The sequence below is a fragment of the Maribacter taeanensis genome, from assembly GCF_047345145.1.
Taxonomy (GTDB): Bacteria; Bacteroidota; Bacteroidia; order Flavobacteriales; family Flavobacteriaceae; genus Maribacter_C.
The window spans coordinates 411,652-429,860 of record NZ_JBLFER010000001.1 but is presented as its reverse complement, the minus strand read 5'-3'; the positions used below and the strand labels follow the sequence as shown (position 1 = coordinate 429,860).

Annotated in this window: 14 protein-coding genes; 5 read left to right on the top strand and 9 right to left on the bottom strand. The window is 35.7% G+C overall.

The genetic code is table 11. The features are described 5' to 3' along the window. Positions 1–3: 3 nt before the first annotated feature. Positions 4–456 (bottom strand): thioredoxin-dependent thiol peroxidase, encoded by a 453-nt coding sequence (gene bcp, locus ACKWCD_RS01815; RefSeq protein WP_413982214.1) that lies wholly within the window; start codon positions 454–456, stop codon positions 4–6. Positions 457–512: 56 nt separating this feature from the next. On the opposite strand from bcp, the gene ACKWCD_RS01810 reads away from it, so the two are divergent. Next, entirely contained in the window at positions 513–1,175 is a 663-nt protein-coding gene (locus tag ACKWCD_RS01810; RefSeq protein WP_413982213.1) for an endonuclease III domain-containing protein, read from the top strand. A 231-nt stretch (positions 1,176–1,406) separates the two neighbouring features. On the opposite strand, the gene ACKWCD_RS01805 is transcribed toward ACKWCD_RS01810, so the two are convergent. Beyond that, complete coding sequence (locus ACKWCD_RS01805) at positions 1,407–1,988, bottom strand: RNA polymerase sigma factor (protein WP_413982212.1); 582 nt, start codon at positions 1,986–1,988, stop codon at positions 1,407–1,409. Positions 1,989–2,614: 626 nt separating this feature from the next. Next, complete coding sequence (locus ACKWCD_RS01800; RefSeq protein WP_413982211.1) at positions 2,615–3,196, bottom strand: RNA polymerase sigma factor; 582 nt, start codon at positions 3,194–3,196, stop codon at positions 2,615–2,617. 355 nt (positions 3,197–3,551) lie between these two features. Here ACKWCD_RS01800 and uvrA point away from each other — a divergent pair, with 355 nt between their 5' ends. Further along, a complete protein-coding gene (gene uvrA / locus ACKWCD_RS01795; protein ID WP_413982210.1) occupies positions 3,552–6,332 on the top strand; it encodes an excinuclease ABC subunit UvrA in 2,781 nt (926 codons plus the stop codon). Between the two features lie 122 nt (positions 6,333–6,454). Next, positions 6,455–7,654, top strand: coding sequence for a hypothetical protein (locus ACKWCD_RS01790; protein WP_413982209.1), 1,200 nt, complete (start codon positions 6,455–6,457; stop codon positions 7,652–7,654). 123 nt (positions 7,655–7,777) lie between these two features. Here the strand turns inward: ACKWCD_RS01790 and ACKWCD_RS01785 are convergent, their stop codons facing one another. From ACKWCD_RS01785 to ACKWCD_RS01770, 4 genes are read right to left on the bottom strand one after another with little or no spacing between them, the layout of a single operon-like run. Continuing rightward, positions 7,778–9,235 carry an oligosaccharide flippase family protein gene (locus ACKWCD_RS01785; protein ID WP_413982208.1) on the bottom strand — a complete coding sequence of 486 codons (1,458 nt, stop codon included), beginning with the start codon at positions 9,233–9,235 and terminating at the stop codon, positions 7,778–7,780. Further along, on the bottom strand, positions 9,235–10,506 hold the full coding sequence (locus tag ACKWCD_RS01780) for a glycosyltransferase family 4 protein (RefSeq protein ID WP_413982207.1): 1,272 nt from the start codon (positions 10,504–10,506) through the stop codon (positions 9,235–9,237). The genes ACKWCD_RS01785 and ACKWCD_RS01780 overlap by 1 nt, the downstream gene beginning before the upstream one ends. Next, positions 10,506–12,953 carry a YfhO family protein gene (locus tag ACKWCD_RS01775; protein ID WP_413982206.1) on the bottom strand — a complete coding sequence of 816 codons (2,448 nt, stop codon included), beginning with the start codon at positions 12,951–12,953 and terminating at the stop codon, positions 10,506–10,508. The genes ACKWCD_RS01780 and ACKWCD_RS01775 overlap by 1 nt, the downstream gene beginning before the upstream one ends. A gap of 33 nt (positions 12,954–12,986) precedes the next feature. Beyond that, positions 12,987–13,250, bottom strand: coding sequence for a DUF4834 family protein (locus tag ACKWCD_RS01770; RefSeq protein WP_413982205.1), 264 nt, complete (start codon positions 13,248–13,250; stop codon positions 12,987–12,989). Positions 13,251–13,336: 86 nt separating this feature from the next. Between ACKWCD_RS01770 and ACKWCD_RS01765 the strand changes: the two genes are divergently transcribed. Beyond that, positions 13,337–14,446 (top strand): transporter, encoded by a 1,110-nt coding sequence (locus tag ACKWCD_RS01765; protein WP_413982204.1) that lies wholly within the window; start codon positions 13,337–13,339, stop codon positions 14,444–14,446. 90 nt (positions 14,447–14,536) lie between these two features. Further along, a complete protein-coding gene (locus ACKWCD_RS01760) occupies positions 14,537–15,658 on the top strand; it encodes a GTP cyclohydrolase (RefSeq protein WP_413982203.1) in 1,122 nt (373 codons plus the stop codon). Positions 15,659–15,741: 83 nt separating this feature from the next. Here the strand turns inward: ACKWCD_RS01760 and ACKWCD_RS01755 are convergent, their stop codons facing one another. Continuing rightward, positions 15,742–17,001: an aminotransferase class I/II-fold pyridoxal phosphate-dependent enzyme gene (locus tag ACKWCD_RS01755; protein WP_413982202.1), complete on the bottom strand. Its 1,260-nt coding sequence runs from the start codon at positions 16,999–17,001 to the stop codon at positions 15,742–15,744. 118 nt (positions 17,002–17,119) lie between these two features. Beyond that, positions 17,120–18,160: a PLP-dependent cysteine synthase family protein gene (locus ACKWCD_RS01750; RefSeq protein ID WP_413982201.1), complete on the bottom strand. Its 1,041-nt coding sequence runs from the start codon at positions 18,158–18,160 to the stop codon at positions 17,120–17,122. Positions 18,161–18,209: the final 49 nt, after the last annotated feature.

The window sequence follows — 18,209 nt, the reverse complement described above, 5'->3', positions numbered from 1 at the left end:
ATATCAGTCTAATAATTGAGCCGCATGATCCTTCGTTTTTACCTTTTCTATTATTTTTTCAACAACACCATTAGCATCAATTACAAAAGTCATTCTGTGAATTCCGTCATATTCACGCCCCATAAATTTTTTCGGTCCCCAGACACCAAAAGTATTTATAACGGTATGATCCTCATCAGCAAGTAAAGGAAAAGGGAACTCAAATTTGTTTCTAAAATTTGCTTGTCTCTTTTCGGAGTCCGCACTCACTCCTAATAAGTCGAAACCTTGAGCTTGTAATTCCGCATAATTATCTCTCAAATTGCATGCTTCAACAGTACAACCGGGTGTATTTGCTTTGGGATAGAAAAAAACAATTAATTTTTTTCCAGAGTAATCAGATAAATTTATAGTATTGCCGTCTTGATCTTTAGATGAAAACGCAGGAACAGTATCCCCTACTTTCAGTGTGTTCATATAAAATTTTAATTAAATTAATGTTTTATGATTTTGAGATAAAATTAAACAAAAAAATGACAAAATCTGAAAAAGTAAATTTTGTAATCGATACACTACAGGAGCTATATCCAACAATTCCCATTCCATTAGACCATAAAGACCCCTATACTTTATTAATTGCGGTACTAATGTCGGCGCAAAGCACCGATGTTCGAGTTAACAAAATTACTCCACTATTGTTTGCCAAAGCAGATAACCCCTATGAAATGATCAAGCTTTCCGTCGAAGAAATTCGCGAAATAATTAAACCTGTTGGCTTATCTCCTATGAAAGCAAAAGGAATATACGGGCTCTCAAAGATGTTGGTAGAAAAGTATAATGGTGTAGTTCCTCAAGAATTGGAATTACTTGAGGAATTTCCTGCCGTGGGTCATAAAACCGCCAGTGTTGTAGTTTCACAAGCTTTTGGAATTCCAGCTTTCCCTGTAGATACGCACATTCATCGACTAATGTACAGATGGGGATTTACAAATGGAAAAAATGTTGTTCAGACTGAAAAAGATGCCAAAAGATTGTTTCCCAAAGAATTATGGAATGACCTACACTTGCAAATTATTTGGTATGGCCGTGAATACTCACCCGCGCGAGGCTGGGACCTTGAAAAAGATATCATTACAAATACAATTGGGAGAAAAACGGTCTTAGAAAACTACTATAAAACTAAAAAAGCCCGCTAAGAGCGGGCTTTTTTAGTTTAAAATGTTTTCAAACTTGAGATCTTTGTACTCAATCACATGAAGTGATCTCGAAAAATTGAGCAAAAACCGTATAGTTTCGGCTCCAGATCTAACAAGTGTGCATTCCTTTTGGTGTTCAGAGTAAATTTTTTCCATATTTGGTATAGTCTTGTTATGTAAGAATAACGCAACTAAAATGGAAATATTGTTTTTACTCCTCTTAGCAGAATGTTAATTCGTTAAAACGATATTATGCTTTTCAATAATTTTTCTAAGGTTAATTAATGCATAACGCATTCTTCCTAGAGCTGTATTAATGCTAACTCCCGTATTCTCAGAGATTTCCTTAAAACTCATGTCTTTGTAAATACGCATCAAAAGCACTTCTTTCTGATCATCTGGAAGCTCTTCAATCAAATCTCTTAAATCAGAATCAATTTGATTTTTTATGATTTGTTTCTCAGCATTTAGCTTATCATCTCCAATTACAGAAAAGATATTGAAATCTTCATTGCCTTCAAACTTCGGCATTCTTTTGTTTTTTCTGAAATGATCGATGATCAAGTTGTGCGCAATTCGCATTACCCATGGTAAAAATTTACCTTCTTCACTATATGAACCTTTCTTTAAGGTCTTAATAACCTTAATAAAAGTATCTTGAAAGATATCTTCAGTAATATCTCGGTCTAAGACTTTAGAGTAAATAAAACTGGTTACCCTTTGGTTGTGTCGGTTAATTAAAACCTCCAAAGATTTTTCATCTCCACTAATGTAGTCTCGTACTAATACTGAATCTTCAATCTGGTTTTTCATGTAAGTAGGCTTTTTCGTTAAAGTTTGGGACTTTCTGTTAGAAAGATTTTTAAGAGTCATCTAGTTATTTTTTGAGTTTAATTTTAAATCTTGCGATTTTGCTTCGATTTTCAATTATGACCTAAAACTAGATATATCGGGGCGAGAGAAAAAAACATTGTTGTCAAACCCTCAGTTTTTGATGTGAAACCCTACTTTTCTATTTTTCAACAAAATAAAATACAACATGATGCGTTGCTCTCGTCTAACCGTATAGATTACATTCATCAGTTTTTTCGTATACTTTATCCTTTTGAGACTTTTTTATCAATTCAAATACAGGTTTCTAAAATAATTAGTATCAAAACCAAAAAAGAAAAGCCCCGACAATTTAAATTGTCGGGGCTTTTCTTGTATTGCAGTGTGCTTTAGTTCAAATTCGATTCAAATTGAATTCCTTTTGCCTCAGTTATCTTTAAAGACTTTGAAAAGTCTAAAAGAAATTTAACTGTTTCCGGCTTTGCTTGAACTAAGTTACATTGTTTCTGTTCTTTAGAGTAAATTTTTTCCATATTCTAGTTTGGTATTGTTTTCTAAGATAACGCAACTAAACCACAATGTAATTAATTCACTCGACCTATGGTCTATTAATTCGTTAAAACAATATCATTCTCATTAATAATCTTTCTTAAGTTAATAAGAGCGTATCGCATTCTGCCTAGAGCTGTATTAATACTCACTCCTGTATTCTCAGAAATTTCCTTAAAACTCATATCCTTATATATACGCATGATCAATACCTCTTTCTGATCGCCGGGTAACTCATCAATAAGTAAGGTCAAATCTGAATCAATCTGGTCTTTTATAATTTGACCTTCGATATTTAATTTTTCATCACCCATCACAGAAAAAATATTGAAACTATCAGAACCATTGTACATCGGCATTCTGCGGTTTTTTCTAAAATGATCAATAATAAGGTTGTGCGCTATTCGCATCACCCAAGGTAAAAATTTACCTTCCTCATTATAGGCTCCTCTCTTCAGGGTTCTGATAACCTTAATGAAGGTATCTTGAAAAATATCTTCCGTGATTCCTCTATCACCAATCTTAGAATAGATAAAACTACTAATACGTTGATTATGTCTATCAATAAGTGTAGATAGAGCTCTTTCATCTCCGTTAATATAGCGCTTAATAAGTATTGGGTCGTCAATTTCTACTTCCATAACGATTACTTTTTCGGTTAAACATTGAGCCCTTTTCAAAGATGAAAAGGTCTTGTGGGTTATTCTTCCAATTTTAAAAAAGTAATCTTGTTGCTATAGGCTATTGACTTTTTAGTAGACCCAAATATAGATAAAATAATGTACTTCGAAAAAAAATCTAATCATCAGGCCCCTTTTTTATAAAAAATACCCGTAAACCAGTCGCAGGTTTTCTTCAGTTCAAATCTAATAATACCTCAATAAATAAGTAGATTACTTTAATAACAGGTATAGAGCCAAATACCCTATTTTATGATCAAAGGTTGCTGGCTATTGTAAGGTCCTATTGTTATCTTTACATTCTCTAAATTTTCTTATGAGTTCTATTCTCGATGTCAATCCAAAGGAAAATATCATTATCAAAGGTGCAAAATTGCATAATTTGAAAAATATTGATGTAGTAATTCCTAGGAATAAATTGGTAGTGATTACAGGTTTATCGGGCTCTGGAAAATCAAGTTTGGCTTTTGACACTTTGTATGCCGAAGGACAAAGGCGCTATGTGGAGAGCCTCTCTTCTTATGCAAGACAGTTTTTAGGAAAATTAGATAAGCCAAAAGTTGACTATATAAAGGGAATAGCACCTGCTATTGCCATAGAGCAAAAAGTGAATTCGACAAATCCTCGATCCACGGTCGGCACCACTACAGAGATTTATGATTATCTAAAATTATTGTTTGCTAGAATAGGCAGAACAATTTCTCCAGTTTCAGGCAACGAAGTAAAAAAGAATACGGTTACTGATGTGGTGCAGCATGTGAAAGCTTTTTCAGAGGGAACTAAACTGCTCTTACTAGCACCAATTAAAATTAGAGAAGATCGTGATTCTTTAAAATCATTAGAATTATTTTCAAAACAAGGATACGCCCGAATAAAATACAAAGGAGATGTTCTGCGTATTGATGCTGCCCCCAAGGATATTGGAAAGGAATTCGATCTAGTTATTGATAGAATCATCACCAAAGATGATGAAGATTTTTACAACCGATTAGCCAATGCCATAGATACGGCATATTTCGAAGGAAAAGGAGAATGTTTGATCGAAGAGCTTGAAACAAAGAAACAAACTCTCTTTAGCAATAAATTTGAGTTAGACGGAATGTCTTTCTTAGAGCCCAATGTGCATCTTTTTAGTTTTAATAATCCGTATGGGGCGTGTCCGAAATGTGAAGGCTATGGTGATGTTATTGGTATTGATGAAGATTTGGTGATTCCGAATACCGCACTTTCGATTTACGAGAACGCGATTTTTGCCTGGAGAGGTGAAAGTATGGGTTGGTATCGCGATCAATTGGTAAATTCAGCTTACAAATTTGATTTTCCCATTCACAAGCCGTGGTTTGAGTTATCTGAAGACCAAAAACAATTGGTCTGGGACGGAAATGATCATTTTATAGGAATACATAAGTTCTTTACTCAATTAGAAGAGAAAAGCTATAAAATTCAAAACCGAGTGATGCTTTCTCGCTATCGCGGGAAAACTAGATGTGGCGTATGCAAAGGAAAACGTCTGCGGTCAGAAACAGATTATGTAAAAGTTGATGGAAAATCGATTTCTGATTTGGTAGAACTCCCTATTGAAAAACTAACCCTGTTTTTTGAAGGAATTAAGCTAAATGAGCATGACGGACAAATCGCTTCCCGTTTATTAAAAGAGATCAATGCACGTTTAGGATTTCTAAACAAAGTGGGCTTAAGTTATCTAACGCTGAATAGAAAGTCGAATACCTTATCTGGTGGAGAAAGTCAGCGTATTAATCTAGCAACTTCGTTGGGAAGTAGCTTGGTGGGTTCCATGTACATTTTAGACGAACCAAGTATTGGTTTACATCCTAAGGATACCGAAAATCTTATTGAAGTTTTAAAGTCTTTGCGGGATTTAGGAAATACTGTAATCGTTGTTGAGCATGATGAAGATATCATGAAGGCTGCTGATGAAGTGATTGATATAGGTCCTGAAGCAGGTACTCATGGCGGTCATGTAGTTGCCCATGGTACACTTGATGAAGTATTGTTATCATCTTCACTTACGGCAAGCTACTTGAATGGTAGCGAAGAAATTGCCGTACCTGAAAAAAGAAGGGAGTCAAAAAATTTCATTGATATCAAAGGAGCACGTGAAAATAATCTCAAAAATATTGATGTTACTTTTCCTTTGAACATGCTAACCGTAATCACTGGGGTTTCTGGAAGTGGGAAAAGCACCTTAGTCAAAAAGATACTATACCCAATTATTCTAAAGGAAGTAGGAGGCTACGGGGAAAAAGCAGGACAATTCACTTCTTTTGAAGGAAAATATAAAGATATCAAGCATGTTGAGTTCGTAGATCAAAACCCGATAGGCAGGTCTTCACGCTCAAATCCGGTTACTTACATCAAAGCATATGATGATATTCGAAGTTTGTTTGCATCTCAAAAACTAAGTAAAATTAGAGCCTATCAACCCAAACATTTTTCTTTTAATGTTGACGGTGGAAGATGCGAAAAATGTAAAGGTGAAGGAGAAATTACTGTAGAAATGCAGTTTATGGCCGATGTTCATCTGGAATGCGATACTTGTGGAGGCAAACGGTTCAAAAAAGAAGTACTCGAAGTCAAATTCGAAGATGCAAGCATCGATGATATTCTAAACATGACCATTGATGATGCGATTGCTTTCTTTGAAACCCATACACAAACGAAGCTCGTAACGAAATTAAAACCCTTACAAGACGTTGGTTTGGGTTATGTTACTTTAGGCCAGTCCTCCTCAACCCTTTCAGGTGGCGAGGCGCAGCGTATCAAATTAGCTTCTTTTCTAGTAAAAGGAAGTTCCAAGGACAAAGCACTCTTTATTTTTGATGAACCTACGACAGGACTTCACTTTCACGATATCAAGAAATTGTTGAAATCCTTTGATGCTTTAATTTCTAAAGGACATTCTATTGTAGTCATTGAGCATAATATTGAATTAGTCAAATGCGCCGACTACATTATTGATTTAGGTCTAGAAGGAGGAGAAAATGGGGGTCAATTGCTCGCTTCTGGAACTCCAGAAGAAATTATTAAAAGTAAAGATTCACATACTGCAAAATACCTTAGAGAAAAATTACTCTAAATTCATTTTAATTTAATATACTGTTTTTCAGTCAATTAGATCTACCTCTAATTTTCTGGCACGCTGTTTGGTATATACTAATCGAGTGAAAATATTTCCACTCTTAATTAAAACCTTATATCATGAAAAAATTAGTACTACTTTTTACAGCACTTATTTTAGGTACCACTAGCATTATGGCTAGTACAGCAGATGATAAGGTTGCAGAACGCAATGCTTATCGTAACGACAACTCTTTCATATTTGTCGAAAACGGCGTTACGTTTTCAGTATATCCCGATGGAGAATTTGATTTTTACATTGACAATAGAATTGGAAACCGTAGAAGAAATGTAACCTTTAATTCTGGATTCGACTACAGTGCTTATGCACAGTATGATGATTACGGAGCGGTGATTCAAGTTGAGAACGTTCCTATCTATTACGATAACTACGGACGAGTAATACAAATCGGAGATGTTGACTTAAGCTACCGTCGCGGTAGAGTACGTAGCGTTGGTAATATGTATGTATACTATAACAATAGAGGATTCTACGATTATCATACAGGGTACATCAACAGATGGAATAGATTCTATGTATACAGACCTTTTCACGGGTTCTTTGCAAGACCAGCTTTAGGATTCTGTTTTGTGAACACGAGACCATATAGAAGATACTATAACCCTATTCGTTATACCTTCTACAACCCATATCGATTTAACAATAGAAATCGTTACGCTAAAATTGGTCGTGAGCATAGATATAACAAAGTTCGAAGAGAAAGATCTACGATCTACAGAAATGATAAGCGAGTAGCTGTAAGAGATAACAGTGTACGTAGAAGTAATAGAACTGTAGCTCGTAACAATTCAAGCAGAGGTAATGGAAACTTGGCTAAAAATAGTTCAAGTAGAACTAACAGAACTGCTGTAAGAAGTAATGCGACAAGAGGAAACAGAAGCATAGCGCGAACAAGTAATTCACGTTCGGTAACAAGATCAAAAGGTAGCAATAGTACTATTAAGCGATCGAATTCCCGTAAAGGAAATGCTTCAAATAGTAGAACTGTAACTAAAAGAGAAGTTGTAAAAAGAACACCTCGTACAACAACGGTAAAACGAAGTACAACAGTTCGTAAGCCTGTAAATAGAAGTACGAATAGAACAGTTCGAAGTACAACAAACAGAACGCAAAGGTCTGTTACAAGACCTACGCAAAGAACTTCAAGAAGTACAGCTAGCAGAAGTTCATCTTCAAGATCGGTGAAAAAAGCACCGACGAGAAGTTCAAGAAGCAGCAATAGTCGCTCAACCTCTGTACGAAGTAGAGGAAGACAGTAAATCTTAACAAAGTTTCAGAACAGATTCTGAAACGAGTTCAGAATAAAGATAGTTTTTAGGTTGGTTAGTTGTTTACCTCCGTAGTGGATTCGTCTACTGCGGAGGTTTTTTTTATGGGGATGTTTAACTCCTTTTTATGAGCTTGTCAATCACTCCATTTACATCCGCAGAAATTTTAAATACATATATAGCAAATCCAAAAAGTACTGCCATCAAAGTCCCCTTCAAAATAATATTTATAATAGGATGCCAAGTAAAATTGAGGAAATAAAAGGGAATTCCAATTAAAAGAAGCACACCTAGTACTTTTAGAGTACTTGTTGTAAATGGAAGCATTCCAAATTTCACTTTGACATAAATAAGTTTTACTGTATTGTAAATAAAGAAAGCAAGAAAACTGGCAATAGCAGCCCCTTCTAACCCATACCTAGGAATCAGCCACAAATTAAATAGTATGGTTATAACGGCCAAAAGAATACCCATCACTAGTACAGCCCGATAATATTCTGAATTGTAAAGAATGGAGTTATTGTTTCCAAGAAGCGAGTCATAAACCTTTATCAAACCAATTATGAAAACAACAGTAAAACCTCCCCTATATTCCTCCGGAAGTAAAAGATAAAGCTGATCTAAATTCAAAATAATCAATAGAAATAAAACTCCTGAAGCTATAAAAAGAGTCAATGAACTTTTTTGATACAAGGTTTTAAGACCAATCATATTACCACTATTGATTAACTCAGCAGTTAAAGGATAAGTAATTTGATGCATACTACGTGAAGGCACAATGATAACCATTGCGATATAGGTTGCGATACCATAATACGCTACATTTTCAATAGAAATGTATTGATTAAGCATCACCTTGTCAATTTCAAGCAAAATGATAGCAGCAGACCCACCAAGAACGATAAGGGTACTATAACTTAAGATTTCTCTGGTGTTTTCTGGCCATTTAAAATCTATTTTAGGCATCTGAAGTTTATAGGCGTATAGCTTCATGACAAAAACTCGAAGCAAATTAACCCCCACCATTGCCTTTAAAAAGAAATCGACTGAAATTACATCTAAATATATAAGCACCAATAGAATCATGGTACCAACCCTAGTGAAAATCTCTTTCATGAAATTTCCAAAAACAGATTTTAAACGTACCCTAGCCCAAGCATAAAATATTTCGAAATAGGCTAGGGAAAATCCTATCAAAAAAATATACCATACATAGTTCTTTACTATAGGGTTTGTACTAGACAAAAAGTCACCTATAGTTTCGTTGGCAAAATAAGCAACACCTGCCAGTGGCAATACTATTACTATTGGAAGCAACAGCATTAGTGTTAAAAATGCATTTAATTCTTGTTCCTCTTTAAAACTACTATAATATTTAACCAGTGTGTTTTGAACACCAAAAGTCATCAAAGGCATAAGAATTAAGGATGCAGAGAACATTACTGTAACCAAACCGAAATATTCCGCTTCTAAAAATTGCGTATAGAGAAAAAGCTGATTTATCGCGCCAATACCAAACCCTATATAGGTAACCAAGGTATTGTTTAACGACTGTTTAAATACAATACCCATTAGATATATTCGGCTAGTTTTCTGGTAAGTTCCCTCCTACTATATTGATTTGTATGTAGTGATGAAACCCTCAACTGATTTCTTTGGTATTGTTCGAACCAATTTAAAAGTACATTTTTCAGTTGGAAATGAGACTTATAATCAAATATTGCTCCGGTTTTAGTAGCTGCTACCATTTGAGCTACTTCCCAATTTTGAGGGCCTACACCTAGTATTGGACGTTCAGCTGCCATGTATTCAAATAATTTTCCAGGAATTATTCCTTTTGTTTCCGCTGAATCTATCTCGGCCAATAATAGCACTTGTGCTTTTTGTTGGTATCTTAGAGCTTCTTCATGGGAAACATAACCAAGCACATCCACATAATTTTTCAAGCCAGACTCTTTGAGCGTTTGCAGTACATCATCACTGAGCACGCCCAAAAATTGCAATCGTAACGCCTTCTTAAATGCCTCATTTTCCGAAATGATTTCGGTAATCACTTTCCAAAGGTTTTTCGGGTTTCTCCCTGACAACATGGAACCGATATGAGCTATTGTAAATTGTTCATCTAAAGTTACCTTACTGGCAACAATAGTATCAAAACCATTCGTGATCACTTTTATAGGTTGCCTGGTAATCTTTTGAAATTCGTTCTTGGTAGTTTCACTCGTAACCACAATCTTATCTGCATTTGTCAAAATTAATTGCTCTAGCTCTTTATGACGACTTTTTGCCATTGAAGTGAGTTTTAGTTTTTTATGATACCCAATCGACGTCCATGGGTCCCTAAAATCTGCAATCCATTTAACTTTTTTGAATTCTTTTAAGTAATGACCAATGAGATGAACACTGTGTGGTGGACCTGTAGTTATTACTGTTTCTATTTCCTCATTTTCAATAATCTCATATAAAAACTTTACCGAAGGTCGGACCCAATACTTTCGGGCATCGGGAATGAAAAAATTTCCTCGAATCCAAAGCATTATTTTTTCTAAGACAGATTGATTCTTTGTTTGAATGATTCCAGAACTTATACGTTTCGTTTTCTTTTTTGAGAAAAGACTTGCGATTTGATAGGGTTCAAAAATGCGATTTTTATAGATAGTAATATCATCAGGAATCTCATTCTTAAAACTTTCGTCAATAAGAGGGTAATTGGCATTTTCAGGAATATAAACAATAGGGTCAATACCAAAATCGCGAAGGTATTTTACAAACTTTAACCAGCGCTGCACCCCAGGTCCACCTGCAGGCGGCCAATAATAGGTGATGACAAGCACTTTTCGCATTAGGCTTGTGGTTTTTCTTCTTCCTTTCTATATTTCCAAAAGGTGAACCCTATTCCACCAAGAATAATCAGACCCAGTAAAATGGAACTTGCAAGAGTAATTTGGCTTCCGATTTTTACAACTTCGGGTTCAAATTTGAACTCTATGGTATGTTCTCCTTCAGGAATTCTCAGTGCACGAAGTACGTAATTTACTCGAAAATGATCTTGCAGCATTCCATCGATATAAGCATTCCACCCCTTGGCGTAATACATTTCAGAGAAAACTGCAACTCCAGCATTCGTATTTGCTGAGGTATACGTCAAGTGATTAGGCTGGTATGTTTTAAGCGAGATATTTGCGGTAGAGTCCGTTCGAAACGCAAAACGATTAATGTTCGGAAAGTCCTTTATATTGATGATGGCCTCTCTTTGAGATTTTAACCCCTCTAGAAGTTTAATTTCCTCATCAGCGTCATTTGCCTTTTTCAATTCAGAAACAAACCATGCATTCCCATTTGCCTCTGGGTTCATCGCTGGGTAGCTCCTGCCCTCTTCATCTTGTTGAACTACATATTTAACGTTCAACATGTTCAGAACCTCCATGTTCCCTTTTACAATTTGGTACTCGAATAAATCTTGAATGCCAGCTGGTTTTGCAGCATGATATCCGCTTATAGCCTTATGAAAATAAGAAGTTCTTGCTCCTTCAAACCCCTGACTTTGATCAAAAACACGATAAATACCTTTATCCTTCTTAATTTCTCTATCGACCATAGTTTCTTTAAAAGGTTGGTTCATAGCTCTTTTCGAGACAAAATTGTCATTGTTCACGTAACGTAAATTCACGCCAACCAAGTCAAATACGATTAACGCTCCTAAAACAACAGTAACAACATTCTGCTTCAATTTTTCCTTTAAAAAGAACCAGAGTGCTATTGCGGTTAATAGCACAAACATAAATGATCGAAATAAATCATTATTATAAATCGCTTCGCGATCTAGCTTTATCAAAGCATATAGCTCGACTCCATAATTTTCTTTGAGAATTCGATCTGTTGGGCCTTCAAAAGAAAAAGTTCCTTTAAAAACAAATAACAAAACACATAAACCTACTACCGAAAAGAATGCAATCTTTAAAGCATTCATTTTTTTAATTTTTTCTATAGACGGATTAAAAAGTGCTGCCAAGGCCAAAATAGCAAGTATTGGAGCACAAAGTTCTAAGATCACTTGGATAGAAGAAACCGCCCTAAACTTATTGTAAAGTGGAAAATAGTCGATCATAAGGTCGGTTAAGAAACCAAAGTTCTTACCCCACGATAAAAATAACGACATTAACACTCCTCCCAAGAGCCACCACTTTGCTTTCTTTCGCACCAATATCAAACCTAAAATAAATAGGAAAAAGATAATAGCTCCAATGTAGGCAGGACCAGAAGTAACCGGTTGATCTCCCCAATAGGTAGGAATTTGACTAGAAAAATCAAGCGCTCTTGTCTTGGGCAGTCCCTGATCAATTAAAAAATCAAATGTTTTCGAATCTTCTCCTAAGTCTTCAGAACTAGCGCCACCAAAGAGTCTCGGAACAAAGAGGTTCAATGATTCTGTAACCCCATAACTCCATCTTGTAATGTATGCCTTATCTAAACCTGTAGATTCCTCTTTAAGACTTCCATCTGGTTTCATAGTCAACTTAGAAGGACCACGTGTGCTCCAATCTGCATATTCTTTGGTGGCCATCAAACCTGTTGCGTTGGCGGCAATTCCGAGGAAGACTGCAACTAGTAAAATCCCCACAGAAGCAAGAAAATGTTTTATATATTTCTTTCGAATAGCATCTACTAAGTAAACAACTCCCAATATCAAAACTAACAACATAAAATAGTAAGTCATCTGATAGTGGTTTGCTCGTATTTCAAGAGCCATAGCAACTGAGGTAAGAACAAACCCCCAGAGGTACTTTTTTCTAAAGACTAGAATAATTCCCCCTAAAAGCATGGGCAAATACCCGAGCGCATGAGCTTTTGCATTATGGCCAGCACCAAAGATAATAATGAGATATGTAGAGAAACCATAGGCCAAAGCTCCTACTATGGCTAATCGCCAATCAACCTTCATGCAGCATAGAAGAATGTAAAATCCGATAAAGTAAAGAAATAGATAATCTGCAGGTCTGGGCAGAAAGCGAGTAAGAATATCTAGTTTTTTGACATAATCATGGGGATAATATGCTCCTAATTGATAGGTGGGCATACCTCCAAAAGAACTATTCGTCCAATAGGGTTCTTGTCCATCATTCTGTTTTCGAAAGTCGTTCTGCTCTTTAGCCATACCTACAAACTGCTTGATGTCATGTTGGCTAATGACTTTACCTTGTAAAACAGGACTGAAATACGCTAAAGCTACAATGACAAAAAATACTGCCACAAAAAAGTGGGTTAGGAACGCTTTAAAACCTGTTTTCATGAAATGTTGTAGTGGTTGATTACGCTAAAATAATCAATCAATTTCCTCAAAGTCAATATAATCACCAACTTTTTCTGAAGTAGTTCTTTTCTTAGTTGGTCTTTTTTCAATAATAACATCACCCACTTGCTCTTCCTGAGTAGTGTTTTGGTTAGCAAAGTCCCCAAATTTTTCTTTAAAATGAGCTTCTGTCTTTTTAGCAGCGTAATTGATAATCTTTGGTGCAAAAAGCTTCGCCAATATCTTGAACAGATAATAGCAGAGAATGATTATTAATAGGGTTTTTAAAAAGGCCATATTCTTTACTGTAGATATATCAAAAATACAATTCTCACGTTGTATAAGAGAGATGAAAGTCTTAAAATAATAATAAAATAGCATTTATGAGTAGTGTCAGGGCAGCATTAGTAGGCAAACAATTACTATTTGTATTAGCAATACTTCTTCCATTGGTTGGTGTATCTCAATATACAGATGTTATTAATTCGAATAGACCGGGTTTATCTGTTAGTGCCTATGCAGTGGGAAAAAATGTGATTCAAGTAGAGACTGGGTTGCGTTATGAGCAAAGCGATCACTCTCTTTTAAATACCCAAGCAAACCTCTGGGGTGCGGATCTTTCTTTACGGTACGGATTACTTTCCGAAGCCCTAGAAATTAATTACGAGGGTACTTTTCAGAATAAGAAGACCACATTTACCAATACAAATTTGGAAGATTCTTTCTGGAACTTCTCAAGAAATCGATTAGGTCTAAAGTATTTAGTTTATGATCGATATAAAGATCCTGAGCGTAACAAACCTAATATTCGTAGCTGGAGAGCAAATAATGTTTTTCAGTTGAAAAATTTGATTCCATCAGTTTCGGTTTATGGTGGTGCTACCTTTAATTTGGGAGAGAATCCTTTTTACGTTGGAGATCCAACAGTATCCTATCGTGCGATGGTAGCGACACAAAGCAGACTTACTCCTCGCTTTGTTCTTATTTCGAATATTGCATATGACCGAATTTCGACTGATTTTCCCGAATTGAGCTATTTAGTTTCTATTTCATATGCTTTCCGAAATCCCAAATGGAGTACATTTTTTGAAAATCAAGGCATCAAAAGTGATCGCTATTCAGATGTGCTACTTCGAGCCGGAGCTGTTCATTTACTCAGCGAAGATTTACAAGTAGATTTAAGTATGGGCGCAAGTTTTAAAAATACACCTTCAAGAATCTTTGTTGCCGCAGGTATGTCATATCGTTTTGATATGCATACAGATCCACCAATTAAAGCTATCGAAGATCAAAAGGCTGGCGAAAATGGTGGGGAAGCAATCAAAAAGAACGCCATGAAAAATAAGAAAAAAGGCAAAGATAAAGGCTCTGGTGCTGAGGATATTGATTTAGGTCCTTCGAAAAAAGAACTTCGAAAAAAGAAAAAAGAAGAAAGACGCAAAAACAAGGGTAAAAAGAAGAAAAAGAAAGATGATGGCGTAATTGAGTTTTAAGCTAAAATCAAATTTGCTTCTATTTTAAAATGATACTAATTTTCTTCTAATGATTAATATCCCTAATATTGATCTAAGAAAAAACTAATCATGGTCACCCTCAAAGAGGCGGTTACAAAATCAGATCTTAAGCAGTTTGTAAAGTTTCCCTTTTCCCTTTACAAAGACTCCCGATATTGGGTTCCTCCAATCATCAATGATGAATTGGAAACATTTGACAAGACTAAAAACCCTGCCTTTAAAAATGCCGAGGCTAACTTCTTTCTTGCTTTTAAAGAAGGAAAATTGGTCGGACGCGTGGCGGCTATTATTAATCATTTAGAAATTAATCAGCAAAAGCTTAAAAAAATGCGTTTTGGCTGGTTTGATTTTATTGATGATTATGAAGTTTCAGAAATTTTGCTTCAAAAAGTGGCTGAAATTGGAAATCAGCAGCACTTAGAGTATATGGAAGGTCCTGTAGGGTTTTCAAACTTGGACAAAGTTGGTGTACTTACGGAAGGCTTCGATCATATCGGCAGTATGATTACTTGGTACAATCATAGCTACTATCAGTCGCATTATGAGCGCTTGGGTTTTGTTAAGGAGAAAGAGTATATGGAAAACAAATTTCCAGCCCGAAATGCAGACCCAAAGCTTTTTACCAAATTAAACAGCCTGATCAAACGACGATACGGACTTAAAGAGGTGAACTTTACCAAAACAAAAGACGTGATGCCTATGGCGGATCAGATGTTTGATTTGTTTAATGAAACTTACTCCAAACTTTCTTCTTTTGTTCCCATTACAGATGTTCAAAAGGCATATTTTAAGAAAAAATATATCAGTTTTATCAACCCCGAATACATTAAATTTATTGTTGATAAAGAAGATAAACTCATTGCTTTTTCAATAGTAATGCCCTCTTTTTCAAAAGCGCTTCAAAAAGCCAAAGGAAAACTATTTCCCTTTGGAATATTCCATCTTCTAAAAGCAAAAAAGCAAAGTAAAGACGTCTATTTTTATTTGATAGGAATACATCCTGATTACCAAAACAAAGGAGTTACCGCGATAGTGTTTAATGAATACCACAGTACTTTTACAAAAAAAGGCATTGACATGTGCTATAGAACACCAGAATTAGAGGAGAATATTGCCATCAAACAAATGTGGAAGCATTTTGATCCTGTGGTCTATAAACGGAGAAGAACTTACCGCAAAAACCTGCGGTAAATCCCAAATAAAAAAATTCCAAATTCCTAGTAGACATTTATAGTCAAATAGGATTTTGGAATTTACAAAATCAAAGATTTTTTTTATTCACCCATTGCTGCAGCAACTGCCGCAGATAGTCTTTTATATGTACCATTTTCAAGACGCTCTCTAATTGCAGAGAAAGCATCTAAGGTTATCGCAACATCTTCTAAGGTATGGGTCGCTGTTGGAATCATACGCAATAAGATTAATCCCTTAGGTATTACTGGGTAAACTACTATCGAACAGAATATTCCATAATTTTCTCTAAGATCTTTCACTAGCGCCATAGCTTCTGGAATACTACCGTTTAGGTAGACAGGAGTAACACAGCTGGTTGTAGTTCCAATATCAAAACCTCTTTCTTTTAGTCCATTTTGAAGTGCATCTACATTTTCCCAAAGCTTTTCTTTCAACTCTGGCATTGTACGTAACATATCCAAACGTTTTAAGGCTCCCTTGACATATGTCATTGGCAAGGACTTAGCAAACATTTGCGAACGTAAATTATACTTTAGATAGTCAATGATTTCCTTATCTGCAGCTAAAAAAGCTCCAATGCTTGCCATAGACTTTGCAAATGTTGCAAAATAGACATCTATGTCATCTTGAACACCCTGCTCCTGACCTGCTCCAGCTCCCGTTTTCCCCAAAGTTCCAAAACCGTGAGCATCATCTACAAGCAATCTAAAGCTATATTTTTTCTTTAAAGCAACAATTTCTTTAAGTTTACCTTGTTGACCTCTCATTCCAAAAACACCTTCTGAAATCACCAAAATACCTCCACCCGTTTGCTCCGCCATTTTCGTAGCTCGCTCAAGGTTTACTTCTAAACTCTCTATATCATTATGCTTGAAAGTGAAACGTTTGCCCATGTGCAAACGAACACCATCAATAATACAAGCATGACAATCAACGTCGTAAACAATAATATCATCTTTGGCGACAAGAGCATCGATCGCAGACATAATACCTTGATAGCCAAAATTTAATAAATAAGCTGATTCTTTTTCTACAAAGGCAGCACATTCTTGCTCAAGTTGTTCATGAAATTCAGTATGACCACTCATCATACGAGCACCCATTGGGTAAGCAGCTCCATATTCAGCCGCTGTATCACCATCAATTTTTTTAATTTCGGGGAGATTCGCTAAGCCTAAATAATCATTAATACTCCAGGTGATTACTTCCTTACCTTGGAATTTCATGCGATTTGAAATTGGCCCTTCTAATTTTGGAAAAACAAAATATCCTTCTGCTTGAGAAGCCCATTTGCCTAATGGTCCCTTATTCTCTATAATTCTATCAAATATGTCTCTCATCGAGTATGGTTAAGATTTTGAATACCTTACGGTTCTGCAAAAATATAGATTTTCAGCCAGAAAAAAAGGCAATAACTCTTTAAGTCATTGCCCTTTTCAATACTGTTATTAACTATTCTTATCGTATCACCTGTATTTGCGGAGTTTCTTCAACACTACTATTGTTTAAAAATCCTTGAGCTTCCATCCACTCATCGCTGTAGATCTTGCTCATATAACGCGACCCATGATCTGGAAAAATAAGTACTACATTACTATCCTTCCCAAATTTTTTCTTTTCATTGAGCTGTTTTACGGCTTGCATTACCGCGCCACAGGTATACCCTGCAAAAATGCCTTCTGATTTGGATATCTCTCTTGCAGTATGCGCACTTTCCTCATCAGTAACTTTGATGAATTCATCAATTGCTTCAAAATCAGTAGCACCAGGAATCAAGTTCTTACCTAAACCTTCAATACGGTATGGGTAAATTTCATTAGTATCTAATTCACCTGTTTCATGATACTTTTTTAGTACCGATCCGAAAGCATCCACACCTATAATTGTTACTTCAGGGTTTTGCTCTTTTAAAAACCGAGCAGTACCAGATATCGTTCCTCCAGTTCCGCTACAAGCTACCAAGTGCGTTATTTTTCCGTTGGTCTGTTCCCAAATTTCTGGTCCAGTTGATTTGTAATGCGCTTCCATATTCAGCTCATTGAAATACTGGTTTATGTAAATAGAACCCTTGGTCTCCTCATGCAGCCTTTTAGCTACTTGATAGTATGAGCGTGGATCGTCTGCACTAACGTGTGCTGGGCATACATAAACTTTCGCCCCCATAGAACGCAGCATATCAATCTTATCTGGGGAAGATTTAGAACTTACTGCAAGAATACAATCGTAGCCTTTGATCATACTAACCATGGCAATACTAAATCCTGTATTACCAGATGTAGTTTCAACAATTGTACTACCTTCTTTTAGAATGCCTTTTCGCTCTGCTTCTTCAATAATATGAAGAGCGATTCTATCTTTAGCAGAGTGACCTGGATTAAATGCCTCTACTTTAGCATAAAAATTACCAGTTAAATTTTCTGATATTTTATTGAGCTTGATTAATGGGGTGTTTCCTATAAGTTCTAGGATATTATCGCAAGCTTTTATTTTATCTTCCATAAACGGGGTCTAAATTCTTATTTCATACGGATTTGGGAATATGAAATTC

Excerpts from the sequence above, each read along its gene's own strand:
- ACKWCD_RS01755 (WP_413982202.1), bottom strand. The coding sequence starts at position 17,001 with ATGAGAGACATATTTGATAGAATTATAGAGAATAAGGGACCATTAGGC.
- ACKWCD_RS01770 (WP_413982205.1), bottom strand. The coding sequence starts at position 13,250 with ATGGCCTTTTTAAAAACCCTATTAATAATCATTCTCTGCTATTATCTG.
- ACKWCD_RS01790 (WP_413982209.1), top strand. The coding sequence starts at position 6,455 with ATGAAAAAATTAGTACTACTTTTTACAGCACTTATTTTAGGTACCACT.
- ACKWCD_RS01765 (WP_413982204.1), top strand. The coding sequence starts at position 13,337 with ATGAGTAGTGTCAGGGCAGCATTAGTAGGCAAACAATTACTATTTGTA.
- bcp (WP_413982214.1), bottom strand. The coding sequence starts at position 456 with ATGAACACACTGAAAGTAGGGGATACTGTTCCTGCGTTTTCATCTAAA.
- ACKWCD_RS01780 (WP_413982207.1), bottom strand. The coding sequence starts at position 10,506 with ATGCGAAAAGTGCTTGTCATCACCTATTATTGGCCGCCTGCAGGTGGA.
- ACKWCD_RS01805 (WP_413982212.1), bottom strand. The coding sequence starts at position 1,988 with ATGAAAAACCAGATTGAAGATTCAGTATTAGTACGAGACTACATTAGT.
- ACKWCD_RS01785 (WP_413982208.1), bottom strand. The coding sequence starts at position 9,235 with ATGGGTATTGTATTTAAACAGTCGTTAAACAATACCTTGGTTACCTAT.
- ACKWCD_RS01750 (WP_413982201.1), bottom strand. The coding sequence starts at position 18,160 with ATGGAAGATAAAATAAAAGCTTGCGATAATATCCTAGAACTTATAGGA.
- ACKWCD_RS01810 (WP_413982213.1), top strand. The coding sequence starts at position 513 with ATGACAAAATCTGAAAAAGTAAATTTTGTAATCGATACACTACAGGAG.
- uvrA (WP_413982210.1), top strand. The coding sequence starts at position 3,552 with ATGAGTTCTATTCTCGATGTCAATCCAAAGGAAAATATCATTATCAAA.
- ACKWCD_RS01760 (WP_413982203.1), top strand. The coding sequence starts at position 14,537 with ATGGTCACCCTCAAAGAGGCGGTTACAAAATCAGATCTTAAGCAGTTT.
- ACKWCD_RS01800 (WP_413982211.1), bottom strand. The coding sequence starts at position 3,196 with ATGGAAGTAGAAATTGACGACCCAATACTTATTAAGCGCTATATTAAC.
- ACKWCD_RS01775 (WP_413982206.1), bottom strand. The coding sequence starts at position 12,953 with ATGAAAACAGGTTTTAAAGCGTTCCTAACCCACTTTTTTGTGGCAGTA.